We start from the raw sequence: 18,964 nt of genomic DNA, 5'->3' as shown, positions 1-18,964 counted from the left end.
TCACGTGGGTCCCTTCGTGGTGGGAGTCGTAGGACTCGTCGGGCTGTCGTCGTGCGGTGCGGAGAGCCGACCGGCCGTGCCCGGACCGGAGTGCGGGGTGAACCACGGCAACGTCGATGTGGCGGCGGTCGCGGCGGGCCCGTCGTCCGGCGCCCGCGGCCCGGGCGCCCGGAGCGCCGGCCGCGGCAGCCGGAACGCCGGCCGGGGCAGCCCCCGGTGGCGCACTCCGCCCGCCCGGCGCGGCCGTACCCGGTCCACCACGGCCAGGCCCGCCCGGAACAGGGCGGCCGGTACGACCAGGCAGAGCAGGATCCAGAACAGCGTCACGCCCCAGGGCCGGCCCACGCCCCACGGCTGCTCGGCGAGGACCTTGCCGCCGTACCGCAGCGAGACGGTGTAGTCGCCGTGCGCCCCGGCGGCGAGTTCGACGGGCAGCCTGATCTGCGTCTTCTTGCCGGGCCCGAGGGTGCCGCGCCACTGCTGCTCGTCCCACTGCGGGGCGAACACGCCGTGCGCGGTGCCCACGTGGAACAGCGGGTTGCGGACGGCCGTCGACCCGAGGTTGCCCACGGTGAAGACCAGCGTCCGGGAGGGCGGCGCGCCGAACCAGGTGAGCACCCCGCTCGACCCGTCGAGCCGGGTGTCGGACAGGACGGCGATACGCCCGGTGGCGGGCTCGGCGGGCAGCGGCTCGACGGCGTGCCCGGCGACCTGGAACACGGCGTCCGCGTCGGCGCGCGCGCCGGTCACGGTGGCCACGTGCACCACGCACGGGCAGGGCACCGGCGGCTCGGCGACCGGCAGTTTCCGGCTGAAACCGCCCCGGGCGTCGGTGGTGACGGCCCGGCCGTCGGCGTTGGCGCAGGAGTTGGTGCCGCCGATCACGCCCCGTGCGGGAGTGGAACGCCCGCAGATCAGCAGCATCAGCAGGGTGCGCGGGCGCCAGCCGGTGCCGCTGACGGTGATCGACCCTCCGGTGCCCGCCTGGGCCGCGGACAGTTCGACGGCGGGCCGCTGCGCCGCCTGCGCCGGGGCCGCGAGCGGCAGCAGGAGCAGCGCGAGCACCGCCGTCAGCACCGGAATCCGCAGCTTGCCGCTCACGTCACCGCTCCCGTCAACTCGACCTCCGTACGCGGGACTTCGCTCTCGCCTCCGGCCGGACGGCGGCCCCGGCGACGGCGTACGACGAGGGCCGCCGCCGCGCCGGCCCCCACCGCGGCGGCCCCGGCGCCGAGCGCGCCCCAGGGCACGAACCGCACCGATGTGTCCGCCGTGGCGCGCGCCCCGCCCGGCGCGGTCACCGTCAGCCGTACGTCGACCGCGTCCAGGGCGGGCCGGTCCGGCCACGGCTCGCTCAGCCGCAGCCGCCGGCCGGGGGCCAGCCGGACGGGCAGGGTGCGCGGTGCGCGGTCCAGGACCCGGCCGAAGACGCCGTCCGCGCGCACCGCGAGCCGCGGTTCGAGGACGGTCGTACCGCGATTGACCAGCTCGTACGTGATGCGGTCGGCGTGCACGGCCGGATTCTCGACGGTCAGCGCGGACAGCGCGGGTCCGCCGACGCGCAGCCGGATCCGCACGGTTGCGGTCCGGCCGTGGCCGTCCTGGGCGACGATCGTGCCGGGGCGGTCGCCGGGTGCGGCCCCGGCCGGCACGGCCAGCGTGAACGGGACGTCGGCGCGGGTGCGGGCGGGGACCCGCACGCCGGTCTCGGCGAAGCCGACGCGCAGACCGGTGCCCCGCAGCCGTACCGTGACCGGCCGGGTGCTCCGGTTGGTCACGGACACGGTGTCCCGCAAGGCCGCGCCGGGCGTGCCCTCGGCGTAGAACGAGGGTCGTCCGCCGCCGGCGGGCGCGAGGGACCAGCCGGCGGCCCCGCCGGGTCTCTTGGCCGGCCGGGGCGGGTCGGCCGCCGCGGTCGTCGGGGCGGCGCCGAGCAGGGGCAGCAAAGTGAGCAGGGTGAGCAGGGACGAGTACAGGGCACGGGCGGCGGACGGCATCGGCGGCTCCAGCGGTCGGGCCCGGGGGCTCAGCGGCGTACGGGCTGGTTCCGCCGCGTCACCCACAAGACGCCGGCCAGACCTGCGAGCAGGACCGTGCCGCCCAGCGTGCCGAGGGCGATCGCGGAGTCCTCGGGGCCGGTCTGCGGGAGCTGCCCGGCGGAGTCGCCGCCGCTCGGGGCGGAACCCCCGGACGAACCCGATGACGGGCCCGAGGCGCCGCCGGGCGCCGTGACGTCCAGGGTCAGCGAGGGTTTGGGGTCGTTGGACGGGGTGCAGGTCGTCGTGGTGCCGAGCGCCTTAATGGTGAGGACGCCCGCCGTGAAGGTGACCTTGCCCGACTTCTTCGGCGTGTACGTGCCGCTCAGATCGCTGATCTTGATGGGCGTGTTGGCGGGGATCGCGGCCTGGTTGGCCGGGCCCGACACGGTCAGCGTGCCGCTGTCGGCGCCGCCCAGCCTGATGGTGGCGCTCGGGTTCATGGCGCCCTTGCCGAGTTCGACCGGGCTGGAGGAGACGCCCTTCTGCCAGGACATGGTGAGCTTGTAGCCGGCGCCGCTCTTGACGCCCTTGATGTCGATGGGCGACACGGCGCTCTTGTCGCCGATGGGCGTCTTGCACTGGTAGTCGACGTCGACGACACCGGCCCGGGCCGCGGGTGCGGCCAGCAGCACCGCCGAGCCGGCCAGCACCGCGGCGGACGCGAGCGCGGCGGTTCGTTTCGGGTACGACACGGTCCACCCCATTCCTGACGGCACATCAGATCGGCCGTCAAGGTACGCCCGGGGCGGTAAGGAGGGAAGACACGAAGCAACCCGGAGTTGTGCCGATCACACGCGCAAGGAAGGGGACAGGAGTGAAGAGCCGCCCGCGAGAACGCCCCCTCGACCGACCAAGCCCACCACCCCACTCACCCGAACGGCCCCTTAGTGACCAGGCAAGCAGGGGGGCACGGGGGCAGGTGGGGTCGGGGTGCGGGTGTGGAGGCGGGCGGGGAGCGCGCGGGGCAGATGGGCACGAGGCTTGGGACGTCGGGCGAACGCAGGGCGTACGGGTCAGGCGGGCCCGAGGATCGGGGCGCGGGACGTGCGGGAGGTGGGCTCGGGGTGCGGGTGTCAGGCGGGCGCGGGATGCGGGGCGTGGACGTCAGGCGGACGGAAGCGCACGGGCCGGCGAGCGCAGGGCTGGGCCTCAGGCAGACGCGAGGCTCGGGGCGCGGATGTCAGGCCGGCGCGGGGCGCACGGGTCAGATGAGCACGGGGCTCGGGACGTCGGGCGAGCCCGGGACGCACGGGTCAGGCGGACGCGGGGCGCGGGGTGCCGGGCGTCAGGCGGACGCGGGGCTTGGGCGCGGGTGTCAGGCGGGCGCAGGGCGCACGGGTCAGGCGAGCGCGGGGCGCGGACGCCAGACGAGCACGGGACGCACGGGGCAGGCGAGCCCGGGGCTCGGCGTCAGGCGGACGCAAGGCTCGGGGCGCGGGTGTCAGGCGGACGCGGGACGCACGGGTCAGACGCGCGCGGGGCGCGGACGCCAGGCGAACGCAGGGCGTGCGGGGCAGGCGAGCGCGGGGCGCGGACGCCAGGCGAACGCAGGGCGTGCGGGGCAGGCGAGCGCGGAGCGTGGGCGTCAGGTCGAACGGAGCGCATCCGCGCAGGTCAGGCCGGCGCAGGCTGTACTAGCCAGGCGGGCGCGGGACAGGGGCGTGAGGCCGGACGTACCGCATCTGAACAGGTCAGACCAACGCAGGCCGTACAAGTCTGGCAAGCGCAACGTAGGGCTCGGGCCGAGCAGACCGCATCCCGCACAGGCCGGACCGGCGCGCGCCGCACAAGCCAGGCGCTCGCGGGACCTGGGCGCCAGCCCCAACGCGCCGCATCCTACCCAGGCCAGACCACCGAACGCCGCACGAGGCAGACCAACCCGCGCCCCACGAACCCAGCCCACGCACCCCATACACGCCGGACCTGCACAGACGTACACCCCACCGCGACTCGCGACGCTGGGCGCCAGCCCGAAGACGCTCAACCACCCAGACCAGACCACCGCGCGTCCCACAAACCCAGCGGCGCACTCCGTACACGCCGGACCTGCACAGACGTACGCCCCATCCCGGTCAGGCCGATACGCGACGTGGGCGTCAGCCGGGCTCGCTGCGTAAGCCGATCGCACGCGGGGTGTCAGGCCGGTGCGCTCAGTTCGGCCCAGACTCGTTTGCCGGGTGTGCCCGGGGTCCGTACCACGCCCCAGTCCAGGCAGAGCCGCTGCACGATAAACATGCCGTGGCCACCAGGGCGCCCCGCGCGGTGCGGGGTACGGGGGGCCGGCTGCCCGGTACCCCGGTCGGAGACCTCGACGCGGATCACCTTGTTGTCGAGGGCGAGGAACAGTTCCTCGGGCCCCTCGGCGTGCAGACACGCGTTGGTGACCAGTTCGGAGACGACGAGCAGTACGTCCTCGGCGGCGGCCCGCTGGTCGGCGGAGGCCGCGGGCAGCCAGCCCCACGCGTACAACGCCTGGCGGGTGAAGTCACGGGCGAGCGGCACGACACCGCTCTCGCCGACCAGACGGAGCCTGCGGGCCTGTGGACCCTCCGGCGGTACGGCCGCTGCCCCCGCGGACGCGCCGTCGTCCGGCGCTTCCCCCTCGGACGCCCCGGAAGCGCCGCTCGGCTCCGGGCCGCGGTCGCCCGGCGGGTAAGGCCGGGTGGTGCTCATCAGCGCTTCACCTCACCGATTCACCAGTTCACGATCGAGCAGTTCACGTTCAGCATGCAGTCGCGGTCGGCACCCGTCGGCCCATACGCCGCCCACAGGCCGTCCATCGGTTCCTCGGCACTCCCGGAGGCCGACCGGTCCAGGATGTCTCCTGCCCGGCGCACCGGACGAAACACCCCCCGATTCGGGGGGTACGGGAAGATCCACGGCGGGCTCAGCCGGTCTCGTCGACCAGGGCCGCCTCGACGGTGTCATGGACGGTGAAGACCGCCTCCGCCCCGGTGATCTCGAACACCCTGGCCACCACCGGCTGCATGGCGGCCAGATGCACCCCGCCCCCGGCGGCCTCCGCCTTCAGACGGGCGCCGAGCAGCACGTTGAGGCCCGTGGAGTCGCAGAACTCCAGCCGTGAACAGTCCACGACGAGTCGCGAGAAGCCCTTGTCCAGGAGGTCGTCGAGCGGCTCGCGCAGCAGATCGGCGGTATGGTGATCCAGCTCACCCGCCGGTGCCACCACGGCGCTGGAGCCCGCTTCCCGCACCTCCACCAGAAGCCGGCCCGACTGTGCGCTGCCGACCGTCCCGCGGTCCATGCCGTCTGTCTCCCGAGGTCGTGGCTGCTGACTGATGTCCCGCCGATGCCCTGCTCGTGTTCCTGTGCCGTTGTCGCGCAGGCGCTGTCAGGGCTCCGCGGTCGCCCTCGAACACTACGCCTTCCGTACGCACTCCGACACCCGAACAACCGCACACAAATGGACATATCCTCACAAAAGCCACTTGCACCGGTCTCGGTGAAGCAGGTAGGGCTAGTAAGGACACACAAACCGACACGGCCGGCTTTGGAGGCGCCGCACACCGCAGTGCACGCATGGCTTCGGCAGCCCAATTGCCGAGAACGATGGAGGACACCATGTCACCCCGGCTCGACGCATCGCATACCCAGACCGCGACGTCGACACCCCCACCGGAACAGCTGGATCCCATCGCGGGGCTTCCCGAGATCCCCCCGTACGACGAGGTAGGACCCGTCGACGCACGGGCGTTGTCCAAGACCCTCTTCGAGCGGCTGGAATCGCTGGAGGAAGGCACCCACGAATTCGCCTACGTCCGCAACACTCTCGTCGAACTCAACCTCGCGCTGGTCAAGTTCGCCGCCTCCCGCTTCCGCTCCCGCAGCGAGCCGATGGAGGACATCATCCAGGTGGGCACGATCGGCCTGATCAAGGCGATCGACCGCTTCGAACTCTCCCGCGGTGTCGAGTTCCCGACCTTCGCGATGCCGACCATCATCGGCGAGATCAAGCGGTTCTTCCGGGACACCTCGTGGTCCGTGCGGGTGCCGCGCCGGCTTCAGGAACTGCGTCTCGACCTGGCCAAGGCGGGCGACGAACTGGCCCAGCAGCTGGACCGCGCCCCGACGGTGTCCGAACTCGCCCAGCGGCTCGGCATCTCCAACGAGGAGGTCGTCGAGGGCATGGCGGCCTCGAACGCGTACACCGCCTCCTCGCTGGACGCCCAGCCCGAGGAGGACGACGCCGAGGGCGCGCTCGCGGCCCGTATCGGCTACGAGGACCACGGGCTCGAAGGCATCGAGTACGTCGAGTCGTTGAAGCCGCTGATCGCCGAACTCCCGCCGCGGGACCGGAAGATCCTGTCCCTGCGGTTCGTGGCCGGCCTGACCCAGTCGGAGATCGGCGAGGAACTGGGCATCTCGCAGATGCACGTGTCCCGGCTGCTGTCACGGACGTTGGTACGGCTGCGCAAGGGGCTGACGCTGGAGGAGTGACCCTCCCTCCGGGCCAGCCGCGCCTCCCGGGCGCCCCTTGGGTTAAGCAGGTCCAGTGAAGTCCACTGCGGTTCGACAGCGCCCCGCAGGGGCGCGGGGAACTGCGCGACCAGCCACAACGGCGGCGCAGACGACCGACGGCATAGCGCGGCAAGTCCAGCGGAGCGCTTGGTCACAGGACCCGGGTGCCCCGGCGCCAGACACCGGTCACCAGGGGCACGCCCGGCCGGTAGGCCAGATGTACGTGGCTCGGGGCGTCCAGGAGGGTCAGGTCCGCGTACGCACCGGGGGTGAGGCGGCCGATGTCGGTGCGGCGCAGGGCCGCGGCGCCGCCCGCGGTGGCCGACCAGACCGCCTCGTCCGGCGTCATGCCCATGTCCCGCACGGCCAGCGCGACGCAGAAGGGCACGGACGACGTGAAGGACGAACCGGGGTTGCAGTCCGTCGACAGCGCGACCGTGACGCCCGCGTCGAGCAGCCGGCGGGCGTCGGGCCACTCGGCACGCGTGGAGAACTCGGCGCCGGGCAGCAGCGTCGCGACGGTGTTGCCGCTCGCGAGGGCGTCGACGTCCGCGTCCGTGAGGTGGGTGCAGTGGTCGGCGCTCGCCGCGTCCAGTTCGACCGCCAGGCGCACGCCGGGGCCGTGGGAGAGTTGGTTGGCGTGTACTCGGGGGTGCAGGCCCTTGGCCTTGCCTGCGGTGAGGATCGCCCGGGCCTGGTCGCCGTCGAAGGCGCCCCGCTCGCAGAAGACGTCGATCCAACGGGCGTACGGTGCGCAGGCGTCCAGCATCTCGCCGGTGACCAGGGCGACGTACGCGGCCGGGTCGTCGGCGTAGTCCGGTGACACGATGTGCGCGCCGAGGTAGGTGACCTCGTCGGTGTGGGCGGCGGCGATGCGCAGCGAGCGCGCCTCGTCGGCGACCGTCAGGCCGTATCCGGACTTCGTCTCGAACGTCGTCGTGCCCTGGCGCAGCGCCTCGGACAGATAACGGGTGAGGTTCGCCTCCAGTTCCCCGTCCGTGGCGGCGCGGGTGGCCGCCACCGTCGTCCGGATGCCGCCCGCCCGGTAGGGGCGGCCGGACATGCGGGCGTTGAACTCGGCGGTGCGGTCGCCCGCGAAGACCAGGTGCGAGTGGGAGTCGACGAAGCCCGGCAGCACCGTCCGGCCGCCGGCGTCGAGCCGATTGTCAGTGGCGGGTGCTTTGCTGGATTCACCGGTCCAGACGACCCGGTCGCCGTCGATGACGACGGCCGCGTCCTGGATCAGACCGAGGGGAGAACCGTCGCCGGAGGAGGGATCGTTGGTGACCAGCGTGGCGATGTGGGTGATGGCGGTGCTGCTCATGGCGTCCTTGTCCGTGGGCGGGCTGATCGTGGGCGAACTGATCGGGGGCGGCCTGGTCAGAGGCCGGCTGGTCGGGGGCGGGCCGGCCGGGGGCGTCAGGCGCGCAGGGCTTCGACCGCTGCCGCCAGCGCCTGCGGCACGTCGGGGACGAGGGTGTGCGCCCCGTCGCGCACGACGTGCCGGCCCGCGACCACCGTGTGCCGCACGTCCGCCGCGCTCGCGGCGAATACGGCGGTCTCGGCGCCGAGCCTGGGCAGCGGCCCGGCCGTCCTGACCGAGTCGAGCGCGATCGTCGTGAGGTCGGCGAGCGCGCCCGCCTCGATGGTGCCCGCCTCGTCCCAGCCGAGGGCGGCGTGGCCGTCGGCGGTGGCGGCCCGCAGCAGGGCGGCGGCCGTCCAGTGGCCCCGGGTGCGGGTGCGCAGGCGCTCGTTCAGCTCCATGGCGCGCGCCTCTTCGAGCAGGTCGATGACGGCGTGGCTGTCGGAGCCGAGGCTGAGCGGGGAGCCCGCGCGTTGCAGGGCCGCCGCGGGGCCGATGCCGTCGGCCAGGTCCCGCTCGGTCGTCGGGCACATGCAGGTGCCGGTGCCGGAGCCGCCGAGCAGGGCGATGTCGTCGCCGGTGACATGGGTGTTGTGCACGCCGGTGGTGCGCGGGCCGAGGACGCCGTGGTCGGCGAGGAGCCGGGTGGGCGTGCGGCCGTGCGCCGCCAGGCATGCCTCGTTCTCGGCGGTCTGCTCGGACAGGTGCACATGGAGCGGGGCCCGCCGCTCCTGCGCCCATCGCGCCACCGTCGCCAACTGCCCGGCGGGCACGGCCCGTACGGAGTGGACGGCCGCCCCGATCCGTGCGTGATCCCGCTCCTTGAGAAGTGAACAGCGTGTCGCCCAGGACTCGGCGGTGCCGTCGGAGAAGCGGCGCTGATGGGTGGTGGGCGGGCTGCCGAAGCCGGCGGAGAGATAACAGGTGTCGAGGAGGGTGATGCGGATGCCGGCTTCGGCCGCGGCGTCGATGAGCGCCTCGCCCATGGCGTTCGGGTCGGCGTAGGGGGTGCCGCCGGGCGCGTGGTGCACGTAGTGGAACTCGCCGACCGCCGTGACGCCCGCCAGCGCCATCTCCGCGTACACGGCGCGGGCCAGCGCGTGGTAGGTGTCCGGGGTCAGTTTGTCGGCGAAGGAGTACATGACCTCGCGCCAGGTCCAGAAGGTGCCAGAGCCGACCTGGACGGTGCCGCGCAGGGCGCGGTGGAAGGCGTGGCTGTGCGCGTTGGCCAGCCCGGGGAGCGTGAGACCGCGCAGCACCTCGGCCCCGGGCGGCGGGGCGGGCGTCTCCTCGCGGACAGCCGTGATGCGCCCGGCCGCCACCTCGACGGCCACACCCGGCTCGACCCGGTCGCCGAGCCAGGCGTGTTCCATCCAGTAGGTCCTCTTGGTCACGCGCGGGCCAGCCCTTCCAGTACGTCGGCGAGCGCGGTCACCCCGGCCGCGCAGTCGTCCTCGGCGGCGAACTCGGCCGGCGAGTGCGAGACGCCGGTGGGGTTGCGCACGAACAGCATGGCGGTCGGGACGCTCCCGGAGAGGATTCCCGCGTCGTGTCCGGCACCGGTTCCCAGGACGGGCACCTTCATGCGCGGCCCCAGGATGCGGGCGAGTTCGTCGCGCAGGGCGTGGTCGAACTCGACGACGGGCGTGAAGGACTCGCGGACGACGTCGACGTCGACGCCGTGGGCGGCGGCGTACTCGCGCGCGGCCTGCTCCACGCCCGTGACGACCGTGTCGAGGGCCGTCTGGTCGGCGGCGCGGGCGTCGAGCCAGCCGCGCACCAGGGAGGGGATGGCGTTGACCCCGTTCGGCTCGACGGCGATCTTGCCGAAGGTGGCGACGGCGGCGGCCAGCCGGGCCTCGCGGCGGGCGGCGAGCACGGTCTCGGCGTACGGCAGCATCGGGTCGCGCCGGTCGGCGAGCCGGGTGGTGCCCGCGTGGTTGGCCTCACCGCGGAAGTCGAGCCGCCAGCGCCCGTGCGGCCAGATGGCGTCGGCGAGGCCGACCGGGTCGCCGGACAGGTCGAGCGCCCGGCCCTGCTCGACGTGGAGTTCGACGAAAGCGCCGATGCGGGCCAGCCGCTCCGGGTCCGGCCCGATGGTGTCGGGGTCATGTCCGGCGGCGGCCATGGCCCGGGGCAGCGTGACGCCGTCGGCGTCGGTCAGCCGGTGCGCCTGCTCCACGGTGAGCTGTCCTGCGGTCAGCCGGGAGCCGACACAGGCGAGCCCGAACCGGGCGCCCTCCTCATCGCCGAAGTTCACGACGGCGAAGGGCCGGCCGAACCGCACACCCCGTGCGCGCAGTTCGTCGAGGGCGGCGAAGGCGGACACCACGCCGAGGGGCCCGTCGAAGGCGCCGCCGTCGGGCACGGAGTCGAGGTGCGACCCGGTGACCACCGCGTCTCCGGCGGCCGGGTCCCCCAGCCAGGCCCACTGGTTGCCGTTGCGGTCGGCCTCGTAGGCGAGCCCGCGCCGCTCCGCCTGCTCCCGGAACCAGGCGCGGCACTCGGCGTCGGCCCCGGTCCAGGCGTAGCGCCGGTAGCCGCCCGAGTCGGGGTGCCGGCCGATGGGCAGCAGTTCGGCCCACATCTCCTGGAAGGAGGGCGCGTGGTGGCCCGCGGCTCCGCCGGGCTCCTCGTGACCGGCGGCGCCGCGTGGCCGTGGGCCGTCGCTTCGCGGGGTGGCCGGGGTTTCGCCCGTGCCCGTGCTTGTCGCGGTTTCCTGGGGGAGGGTGGGCACGGCCGCACCCGTGGACGGCGCCGAGTCCTCGGCGCCCGCCGGAGGGCCGCCCTGCCCGCCCGGGTCGCGGCTCACGCGTCGTCACCCTCGCGCATCGGGACCCGCACGCCGCGCTCGGCGGCCACCGACTCGGCGCTGTCGTACCCCGCGTCCACGTGCCGGATGACGCCCATGCCGGGGTCGTTGGTGAGCACGCGGCGGATCTTCTCGCCGCCGAGCTTCGTGCCGTCGGCCACCGTCACCTGGCCGGCGTGGATGGAGCGGCCCATGCCGACGCCGCCGCCGTGGTGGATGGAGACCCAGGAGGCGCCGGAGGCCACGTTGACCATGGCGTTCAGCAGCGGCCAGTCGGCGATCGCGTCGGAGCCGTCGAGCATGGCCTCGGTCTCCCGGTACGGGGAGGCGACGGAGCCGCAGTCGAGGTGGTCGCGGCCGATGGCGAGGGGGGCCGCCAGTTCGCCGGACGCCACCATGTCATTGAAGCGTTCGCCGGCCTTGTCGCGCTCGCCGTAGCCGAGCCAGCAGATGCGGGCGGGCAGGCCCTGGAAGTGGACGCGTTCGCCGGCCATCCTGATCCAGCGGGCCAGGGACTCGTTCTCCGGGAACAGCTCCAGGATCGCCTTGTCGGTCTTGGCGATGTCGGCCGCCTCGCCGGACAGGGCCGCCCACCGGAAGGGGCCCTTGCCTTCGCAGAACAGCGGTCGGATATAGGCGGGGACGAAGCCGGGGAAGGCGAACGCCCGCTCGTATCCGGCGAGTTGGGCCTCGCCTCGGATCGAGTTGCCGTAGTCGAAGACCTCGGCGCCGGCGTCCAGGAAGCCGACCATGGCCTCGACGTGCCGGGCCATGGACTCGCGGGCGCGGGTGGTGAAGCCGGCCGGGTCCTTGGCCGCGGCGGAGGCCATGTCGTCGAAGGCGATGCCGGCCGGCAGGTACGCCAGCGGGTCGTGAGCGGAGGTCTGGTCGGTGACGATGTCGATCGGGGCGTTCATCGCGAGCAGCTGCGGGAGCACTTCGGCAGCGTTGCCGAGGACGCCGATGGACAGCGGACGGCGGGCGTCGCGCGCCTCGGTGGCCAGTTGCAGGGCGTGGTCCAGGCTGTCGGCCCTCACGTCGAGGTAGCGGTGCTCGATGCGCCGCTCGATGGCGCGCGGGTCGCAGTCGACGCAGATGGCGACGCCGTCGTTCATGGTGACGGCGAGCGGCTGGGCGCCGCCCATGCCGCCGAGCCCCGCGGTCAGGGTGATCGTCCCGGCGAGGGTGCCGCCGAACTTCTTCGCGGCGACCGCGGCGAAGGTCTCGTAGGTGCCCTGGAGGATGCCCTGGGTGCCGATGTAGATCCAGGAGCCGGCGGTCATCTGGCCGTACATGGTCAGGCCGAGGGCCTCCAGACGGCGGAACTCCTCCCAGTTGGCCCAGTCGCCGACGAGGTTGGAGTTGGCGAGCAGGACGCGCGGGGCCCACTCGTGGGTCTGCATCACGCCGACCGGGCGGCCGGACTGGACCAGCATGGTCTCGTCCTGCTTGAGGGTCCGCAGGGTGCGGACCATGGCGTCGAAGGAGCGCCAGTCGCGGGCGGCCTTGCCGGTGCCGCCGTAGACGACGAGCTTGTCGGGGTGCTCGGCGACCTCGGGGTCCAGGTTGTTCTGCAGCATCCGCAGGGCGGCCTCCTGCTGCCATCCCAGGGCGCTCAGTTCCGTACCGCGGGGCGCTCGTACGGCGCGGGGTCCTGACATGGTGTGCCTCCTAGCGGATCGCTCCCGGCGGGTCACTGCAGCGTGTTGCTGTGGTTATTCACATCCTGGCGCCATGAATAGGGCTAGTCAATACGGGGGTGAGCCGCCACGGGACGCGGCACGGATGTTTGGCTGGACGCATGGGCTCAGGCAACGACGGGACGGGGGGCGCCGTGGACACCGGTGACCACACGCACACGGACGGGACCTACGACGGGACGCGCGAGGGCGCGCGGGAAGACGCGGCGGACGGGGACGGGCGGGCCGCCCGGCGGGACCAGGCGGTGCGGGCGGCCGTGGCACAGGGGCTGCTCGGGCCCGCGGCACCCGTCGTCGGGCTGCTGGACGTCACCGGCATCCGGGACTCGGCGGCGGCGCTGCGGGCGGCGTTCGACGCGGTGGTGGCGCCGGGCACACCGGTGCTGCACGCCTTCGCCGTGAAGGCGACCCCGCTGGTGGCCGTCCTGCGGCTGCTGGACGGCGAGGGCATCGGCGCGGAGGTGGCCAGCCCGGGCGAGCTGGCGCTGGCGCGGGCGGCCGGGGTTCCGCCGCTGCGCACCGTGCTCGACTCGCCCGCCAAGACCCCGGCCGAACTGCGCGAGGCGCTGGCGCTGGGCATCGCGGTCAACGCGGACAACGCGCAGGAACTGGACCGCATCGACGCCCTGGTGCGGTCGGCGCCCACCCGCTCCCGGCTGGGCATCCGGGTCAATCCGCAGATCGGCGGGGGTTCCATCGGGGCCACCTCGACGGCGACGGCGACCTCCAAGTTCGGGGTGGCGCTGCGCGACGAGGGCGCCCGCGAGTGGGTCGTACGGGCGTTCCTCGACCGGCCGTGGCTGACCCGGCTGCATGCGCATACCGGCTCGCAGGGCATCCCGCTGGCGCTGCTGGCACAGGGCGTGGCGGAGACGTACGCGCTCGCCGAGGAGATCAACGAGCGCGCCGGGCGGCGGCAGATCGACACGCTCGACATCGGCGGCGGACTGCCGGTGAACTTCGAGTCGGACGCGACGGCGCCGACGTACGCGCGGTACGCACGCGTGCTGCGGGAGGCCGTACCGGGGCTGTTCGACGGGCGGTACGGGCTGGTGACCGAGTTCGGGCGGTCGCTGCTGGCCAAGCACGGCACCGTCGTGGCGCGGGTGGAGTACGCCAAGAGCGCCGGCGGGCGACGGGTCGCGGTGACCCACGCGGGCGTGCAGGTGGCGACGCGGACGGTGTACGCGCCGGGGGCGTGGCCGCTCAGGATCGCCGCATACGACGCGAAGGGCCGGCCCAAGGCCGGGCCCGAGGTGGTGCAGGACGTGGCCGGTCCTGCCTGCTTCTCCGGCGACCTGCTGGCCGAGGGCCGGGCGCTGCCCCCGCTCGACCAGGGGGACTACGCGGCGGCGCTGGACACGGGCGCGTACTACTTCGCCCACCACTACGCGTACAACTCCCTGGCCCGGCCCGGGGTGTACGGCTTCGTGGCGGACGGCACGGGCGAGGTGGCCTTCGCGACGGTGCGGGCGCCGCAGACGATCGAGGAGATCGTGGCCGAGTCGGGAGGGGCGCACGCCACCGCGCTCACCGGCCTCCGGCCGCCCGAGCACCCCTGACATGCCCCCGGGCGCCATGGCCAAGGACCTTGCGGCGCACCACAGTTGAGCCACCTTAGTTCATCGGCCGCATGTTCCTGTGGAAAATGCCAGAAGCCTCACCCCTCCCGCACACCTTGCGTAGTGTCGTCGTCACTCAGCCGGAGTCCCAGGCGGGAGGGGAGCCACGGTGCCCGGAATCGACGAGTGCTTACTGGAAGCCATGCGACTGCCCGGTGCCCGGGGCGCCGCGCTGGTCGACTGGACGAGCGGACTGGCCCTGGGCACCGTCGGGGAGGCCCCCGGCGAGGACCATGAGACATCCGCGGCGGAGGCCGCCGAGCTGGCCAGGCTGGCCGCCGAGCACGGGGCGTTCGCCGCCGCCGACGACCCCGGTGGCGGCGAACGCCCCCCGGTCGAGGATCTGATCGTCAGCAACCGGCACAGCTACCACCTGCTGCGGTTCGTGGACACGCCCTTCGACAGCACCGTCTTCCTGCACCTGTGGCTGGCCCGCGAGGACGGCAACCTCGCGCTCGCCCGCATCCGGCTCGGCGAGATGGCCGCCCGGCTGGTGCTGGAATGACCATGGTCGCCACACCGCCGCCGCTGCCCGTGCGGAACGGGGCGACCGCCTGGGAACGTACCCACGGCGCCCTCTCCCCGATGCTCACCCGGCTCGCCGACGAGCGGGCCACCGGGGTGCTCGTGCGCGAGCACGGCACGCTGCTGCTGCACGAGGGCCGGGTGATCCACGCGGAGAGCCCCCTCGCCCCCGGCCTCGATGTGCTCCTCACCGCCCGGGGCACGCTCGACGAGGCCGTATGGCGGCAGGCCGCGGAACGGGCCGCCGACCCGCCCGGCGCCGTCCGGCTGCTGCTCGACGCCGGCCGGCTCACCACGGGCGCCCTGGAGCTGTGCCACCTGGGCGCGCTGTACGACGCCGGGTACTTCGCGCTGGCGCCCAGCAGCGCCCCCGGCCGCTTCCGCTACGAGGCCGTGGCCCGGCCAGGACCGCTGCGTCCGGTCCCCGTGACGGCGCTGGAGCGCGAGACGCTGCGCCGCCGCCGGCTGCTGCACCGCATCTGGCCCGACCCGGCCGTCGACCAGGCGCCGCTGATCCGGGCCGACCCGGTCGCGGCCCCGCCCCCCACGCCGCGCGGGCGGGCGGTGCTGGACCGCGCCGACGGCGTCCGCACGGCCCCCGAGATCGCCCGTGAGCTGGGCAGACACGGGTTCCACACCCTGGTGGACGTACGACGGCTCGCGGCGGCCGGGCTGCTGTCGCCGGGCCGCTCGACGGCCGCCGCTCCCCCACCCGCCCCCGAGGTCACCGACCCGGACATCGCGCTGCTGAAGAGGCTCAGGGATGCGCTGGAGGCCCTTTGAACGGCACCGTCCCACCGAGAGGAGACACCTGATGGCGGCCGAGTCGGACATCCTCGACGAGCTGCGCCGGCTGCGCACCCGCGTCCCCCAGCTCACCGGCGCCCTCGCGGCCGGCGTCGACGGGCTCGTCGTCGCCCAGGACACCCCCGGTGTCGATCCCGAGGGCCTGGCCGCGCTCACCGCCGCCGCGCTCGGCGTCGCCGTGCGGCTCGCCGACGCGACCGGCCAGGGCGAGCTGCGGGAACTGCTCGTCCGCGGCTCCGGCGGCTATGTCGCCACCTACGCGGCGGGCCGCACCGCGGTCCTCACCCTGCTCACCCAGGACCGGGTCAACGTCGGCCGGCTGCACCTGGAGGGCCGCCGGGCCGCCGCCCGGATCGGCGAGCTGGTCGACGCCGCGGAGAGCGCCGCGGCCGAACGGGCCGGGAAACCGGCGGCGGGCCGTGCCGCCGCCGCACGTACCAGAACCGCGCGCGCCCAGGGCGCCGCCATGACCGACGCGCGCACCGCAACCGACAGTTGACGAAAGGAATCACCGCCATGGCCAACACCGAGACGGCGTTGAAAGAGGCCCTCACCTCCATCGAGGGCGCCACCGGCGTCGCGCTGGTCGACTACACCAGTGGGATGGCGCTGGGCACGATGGGCGGCAGCAAGACCTTCGACCTGAACGTGGCCGCCGCCGGCAACACCGACGTCATCCGGGCCAAGATGCGCACCATGGAGCACCTGGGCCTGAAGAGCGAGATCGAGGACATCCTGATCACGCTGAGCAACCAGTACCACCTGATCCGGCTGCTCAAGGGCCGGGGCGGCAACGGCCTGTTCCTGTATCTGGTGCTGGACTCCGGCCGGGCCAACCTCGCGATGGCCCGGCACCAGCTGAAGCGGATAGAGCAGGACCTGGAGGTCTGAGGCGGGGCCACGGTCAGACGAGTGCCGCGGTGCGGCGGCGCGCCCCGCCCGGGGCCGCGTCGCCCGCCGCGATGCCCGTGCCCCGGTACGCCCTGACCGCCTTGCCGGCCGGGCGTCCGCCGCGCCCGTCGAGCCAGTCGACCCGCACCCACAGCAGCGCGTCCCCGGCCCGCTCGCGCCGCCCGAGCCAGGCGGCCTTGAGCCGCAGCCCGGCACCGGTCCCGGCCAGCAGCATGCCGCCGGCCGCCGGCGCGGCGAACGAGCTGCCGAGCGCGGCGAGGAAGGCGAGCAGCAGCCACCAGCGGTGGCCGCGGCGCCAGACGCGGACCGTCACCGCCCGGTCCTGGAGCACATCGTGCCGTCCGGCGCGGGCCGCGCCGGCGGCGAGAGCCGTGTAGCGGCGGCGCCGGGTGCACGCCACGACGGCGGCGCCGAGGACGAACAGCGCGGCCCCGCCGAGCACGCCGATCCGGCGCCCGGTCACGCCCGGCACGAGCACGCCGATGCCGGCCGCGCACACCCCGAGCCACCACAGCGGTGCCGCCCCGGCCCGCACCACGACGGCCACCCGGGCCAGGCCGTGTCCCCCACGTCCTCCACGTGCCACGTCCGGCCTCCCGTCTTCCGGCTCCTTCGAGTGCCTGCGGGCAGGCACGGTAGCGGGACAACGTGAGACAAGTCTGAGAGCGGCGGGTCACTCCACGAACAGCCCGCGGGCGGCCGCCTTCGTGTCGAACTCCTCCAGCCGCGCCTGGGCGTCCGGCAGGTCGTCGCACATCGCCTCCAGCAGCACCCGCCCGAGCAGCATCGGCGCGCACGCGGTGTCGAAGGCGAGGCCCGTGCCGACGGCGGCGGGCAGCAGCAGGTCGCTGTGGCGGGCGACGGGCGCGAACGCCGAGTCGGCGACGGTGACCACGGTCAGCCCGGCGCCCTTGGCGTAGGCCAGGGTGTCCACGACCTCGCGCGGGTGCCGTGGCAGGGCGAAGCACAGCAGCGCGCTCGCGCCCGCGCGGACGGCCGCGTCGACCCGGTCCTGGATCATGGTGCCGCCCTCGTCGAGCAGCCGGACGTCCGGGTGCACCTTGGCGGCGAAGTACGCGAAGCCGTAGGCCTGCGCGGCGGCGGCGCGCAGCCCGAGCACCGGCAGCGGCCGGGAGGCGGCCAGGACGCGGCCCGCCCTGTGCACCGGCCGCGGGTCGGCAAGGACCTCCGCCAGGTGCCGCAGGTTCTCGATCTCGGCCTCGACGGCCTGCTGGTACTCGTTGTGGGACGCCGTGTGCGGGGCCGGTTCGGCGGGCACGACGTCGCGCAGGTGCCTGCGCAGGGCCGGGTAGCCGTCGAAGCCGAGGGCGACCGCGAACCGGGTCACCGACGGCTGGCTGACCCCGGCCAGTTCGGCCAGCTCCACGCTGGACAGGAACGGCACGTCGGCGGCCCGCCGCACCATGCTGTGCGCGATGCGCCGCTGGGTCGGCGTGAGCCGGTGCCCCTCGAAGAGCGCCTGCAGGCGGGTCGCAGGGCTGTCGGTCACGCTCATCACGTGCTCCCCCTCCAGATGACCATTAGGTCCGGACTCCCTCGGACCCGGACCGCCGATGGACGCCGGAGCACCGGGCGCCCTATTCACACACCAAGAACTCTGCATGACCGTATACAGCCGGGCAAGGGACATCCGCTGATCCAGGCCGTGATCCGGCGCTGTGTCCCGGCCGGTGGCGCGGCGCCGCGCGCCCCGTGCGCCGGCGCGGAGGACGCCCGCGCCGGTGACCGGGCAGACGCCGGTGCCCCGCTGGCTCCGATGCACCCGGGAATCGGCCACAGATCCCCCATGGCCACACCGCGTGGCCGTCCTTGTGCATACCGTGAAAGGTGCCGTACGCACGACTCCTGAGGAAGCGTCATGGTCCCGAACCGCAGGGCCTTCCTGACGGCCACCGCCGTCGGCGCGCTGGCCGCCGCCCCCGCCACACCGGTGGCGGCCAGACCCGGCCCCCCGTCCCGTCCCCCGCGCACCGCGCCCGCCGCCCTGGACGCGCTCCTCGCCGGCAACCGTCGCTACGCCGCCGGCCGCCCCCGCCACCCGCACGAAGACCGCGGACGGCACCGCGTGCCCGCCGCCGGGCAGCGCCCCTTCGCGGCGGTCGTGGGCTGCGTCGACTCCCGGGTGCCGCCGGAACTCGTCTTCGACCAGGGCCTCGGCGACCTGCTGTGCACCCGGACCGCCGGCCAGGTGCTCGACGAGGCGGTGCTCGCCTGCGTGCAGTACGGCGTGGAGGAGCTGCGCATCCCCCTGGTGCTCGTCCTCGGGCACGAGCGCTGCGGTGCCGTCGCCGCCACCCTGGAGCACCTGCGGACGGGCGCGCCGGTGCCGGGGCATCTGCGGCTGCTCGTCGGCGAGATCATCCCCGCGGCACGCCGGACCCGGGCGGTCCCCGGCGACTGGGCCGAGCACACCATGCGCGCCCACACCGCCTGGGTCCGGGACGCGATCCGCGCGGACCCGGCGTTCACACCGGCGTACGTCGCGGCGGCCCGCTGCGACCTGGCCACCGGTCTCGTCTCCCTGCTGCCCTGACACCCGCTCTGGGGCAGCCGTGGTGCCGCCGTCCTGACGCCAAGAGGGGGGCTAGCCCCAATGCCGGTGACTTAGGTGGTGTTCGGTCTGGAGATCGTGAGGACTGCCGTGGTTGGTGGTGGCGCATCGCGGTGCTCGGCTCGCTTGAGGG

At 74.2% G+C, this 18,964-nt stretch carries 19 protein-coding genes; 7 read left to right on the top strand and 12 right to left on the bottom strand.

The genetic code is table 11. The annotated features are described in order from the left end of the window. The 6 genes from ACIRFL_RS32895 to ACIRFL_RS32870 form a co-directional block, all read right to left on the bottom strand. Window positions 1–1,101: a hypothetical protein gene (locus ACIRFL_RS32895; RefSeq protein WP_404035730.1), complete on the bottom strand. Its 1,101-nt coding sequence runs from the start codon at window positions 1,099–1,101 to the stop codon at window positions 1–3. After that, complete coding sequence (locus ACIRFL_RS32890) at window positions 1,098–1,997, bottom strand: hypothetical protein (RefSeq protein WP_404035727.1); 900 nt, start codon at window positions 1,995–1,997, stop codon at window positions 1,098–1,100. The genes ACIRFL_RS32895 and ACIRFL_RS32890 overlap by 4 nt, the downstream gene beginning before the upstream one ends. A gap of 29 nt (window positions 1,998–2,026) precedes the next feature. Next, on the bottom strand, window positions 2,027–2,731 hold the full coding sequence (locus tag ACIRFL_RS32885; RefSeq protein ID WP_404035724.1) for an LPXTG cell wall anchor domain-containing protein: 705 nt from the start codon (window positions 2,729–2,731) through the stop codon (window positions 2,027–2,029). A gap of 1,444 nt (window positions 2,732–4,175) precedes the next feature. Further along, window positions 4,176–4,712 carry an ATP-binding protein gene (locus ACIRFL_RS32880; protein WP_404035721.1) on the bottom strand — a complete coding sequence of 179 codons (537 nt, stop codon included), beginning with the start codon at window positions 4,710–4,712 and terminating at the stop codon, window positions 4,176–4,178. 20 nt (window positions 4,713–4,732) lie between these two features. Then, the gene (locus ACIRFL_RS32875; RefSeq protein WP_404035719.1) at window positions 4,733–4,876 is read right to left on the bottom strand and encodes a hypothetical protein; all 144 of its coding nucleotides are present in this window, start codon (window positions 4,874–4,876) and stop codon (window positions 4,733–4,735) included. A 50-nt stretch (window positions 4,877–4,926) separates the two neighbouring features. Continuing rightward, window positions 4,927–5,304 (bottom strand): STAS domain-containing protein, encoded by a 378-nt coding sequence (locus tag ACIRFL_RS32870; protein WP_404035717.1) that lies wholly within the window; start codon window positions 5,302–5,304, stop codon window positions 4,927–4,929. A gap of 317 nt (window positions 5,305–5,621) precedes the next feature. On the opposite strand from ACIRFL_RS32870, the gene ACIRFL_RS32865 reads away from it, so the two are divergent. Next, entirely contained in the window at window positions 5,622–6,497 is an 876-nt protein-coding gene (locus ACIRFL_RS32865; RefSeq protein WP_404035714.1) for an RNA polymerase sigma factor SigF, read from the top strand. Between the two features lie 172 nt (window positions 6,498–6,669). On the opposite strand, the gene hutI is transcribed toward ACIRFL_RS32865, so the two are convergent. The 4 genes from hutI to hutU all read right to left on the bottom strand — a co-directional run bounded on the left by hutI (window position 6,670) and on the right by hutU (window position 12,354). Then, complete coding sequence (hutI, locus tag ACIRFL_RS32860; RefSeq protein WP_404035711.1) at window positions 6,670–7,842, bottom strand: imidazolonepropionase; 1,173 nt, start codon at window positions 7,840–7,842, stop codon at window positions 6,670–6,672. A gap of 95 nt (window positions 7,843–7,937) precedes the next feature. After that, window positions 7,938–9,254 carry a formimidoylglutamate deiminase gene (locus ACIRFL_RS32855; protein ID WP_404035841.1) on the bottom strand — a complete coding sequence of 439 codons (1,317 nt, stop codon included), beginning with the start codon at window positions 9,252–9,254 and terminating at the stop codon, window positions 7,938–7,940. 17 nt (window positions 9,255–9,271) lie between these two features. Then, complete coding sequence (locus tag ACIRFL_RS32850) at window positions 9,272–10,468, bottom strand: allantoate amidohydrolase (RefSeq protein ID WP_404035838.1); 1,197 nt, start codon at window positions 10,466–10,468, stop codon at window positions 9,272–9,274. 221 nt (window positions 10,469–10,689) lie between these two features. Further along, window positions 10,690–12,354, bottom strand: a complete 1,665-nt coding sequence (gene hutU / locus ACIRFL_RS32845; protein WP_404035708.1) for a urocanate hydratase — start codon at window positions 12,352–12,354, stop codon at window positions 10,690–10,692. A 140-nt stretch (window positions 12,355–12,494) separates the two neighbouring features. Between hutU and ACIRFL_RS32840 the strand changes: the two genes are divergently transcribed. The 5 genes from ACIRFL_RS32840 (at window position 12,495) to ACIRFL_RS32820 (ending at window position 16,238) form a co-directional block, all read left to right on the top strand. After that, window positions 12,495–13,955, top strand: coding sequence for a diaminopimelate decarboxylase (locus ACIRFL_RS32840; protein WP_404035705.1), 1,461 nt, complete (start codon window positions 12,495–12,497; stop codon window positions 13,953–13,955). Window positions 13,956–14,124: 169 nt separating this feature from the next. Continuing rightward, the gene (locus ACIRFL_RS32835; protein ID WP_404035702.1) at window positions 14,125–14,520 is read left to right on the top strand and encodes a hypothetical protein; all 396 of its coding nucleotides are present in this window, start codon (window positions 14,125–14,127) and stop codon (window positions 14,518–14,520) included. Continuing rightward, window positions 14,517–15,323, top strand: a complete 807-nt coding sequence (locus ACIRFL_RS32830; RefSeq protein ID WP_404035699.1) for a transcriptional regulator — start codon at window positions 14,517–14,519, stop codon at window positions 15,321–15,323. Before ACIRFL_RS32835 ends, ACIRFL_RS32830 begins: the two co-directional genes overlap by 4 nt. Window positions 15,324–15,354: 31 nt before the next feature. Further along, a complete protein-coding gene (locus tag ACIRFL_RS32825) occupies window positions 15,355–15,846 on the top strand; it encodes a roadblock/LC7 domain-containing protein (RefSeq protein WP_404035696.1) in 492 nt (163 codons plus the stop codon). A 17-nt stretch (window positions 15,847–15,863) separates the two neighbouring features. Next, window positions 15,864–16,238, top strand: a complete 375-nt coding sequence (locus ACIRFL_RS32820; RefSeq protein ID WP_404035693.1) for a hypothetical protein — start codon at window positions 15,864–15,866, stop codon at window positions 16,236–16,238. Window positions 16,239–16,251: 13 nt separating this feature from the next. Here the strand turns inward: ACIRFL_RS32820 and ACIRFL_RS32815 are convergent, their stop codons facing one another. Both ACIRFL_RS32815 and ACIRFL_RS32810 read right to left on the bottom strand, forming a co-directional pair. Beyond that, window positions 16,252–16,845: a hypothetical protein gene (locus ACIRFL_RS32815; protein WP_404035690.1), complete on the bottom strand. Its 594-nt coding sequence runs from the start codon at window positions 16,843–16,845 to the stop codon at window positions 16,252–16,254. Between the two features lie 87 nt (window positions 16,846–16,932). Then, complete coding sequence (locus ACIRFL_RS32810) at window positions 16,933–17,775, bottom strand: MurR/RpiR family transcriptional regulator (RefSeq protein WP_404035688.1); 843 nt, start codon at window positions 17,773–17,775, stop codon at window positions 16,933–16,935. A 363-nt stretch (window positions 17,776–18,138) separates the two neighbouring features. Here ACIRFL_RS32810 and ACIRFL_RS32805 point away from each other — a divergent pair, with 363 nt between their 5' ends. After that, window positions 18,139–18,813 carry a carbonic anhydrase gene (locus ACIRFL_RS32805; RefSeq protein WP_404035685.1) on the top strand — a complete coding sequence of 225 codons (675 nt, stop codon included), beginning with the start codon at window positions 18,139–18,141 and terminating at the stop codon, window positions 18,811–18,813. Window positions 18,814–18,964: the final 151 nt, after the last annotated feature.

Source organism: Streptomyces sp. NPDC102462 (assembly GCF_044765425.1).
Classification (GTDB): Bacteria; Actinomycetota; Actinomycetes; order Streptomycetales; family Streptomycetaceae; genus Streptomyces.
This window is presented reverse-complemented; position numbering and strand designations above follow the sequence as displayed.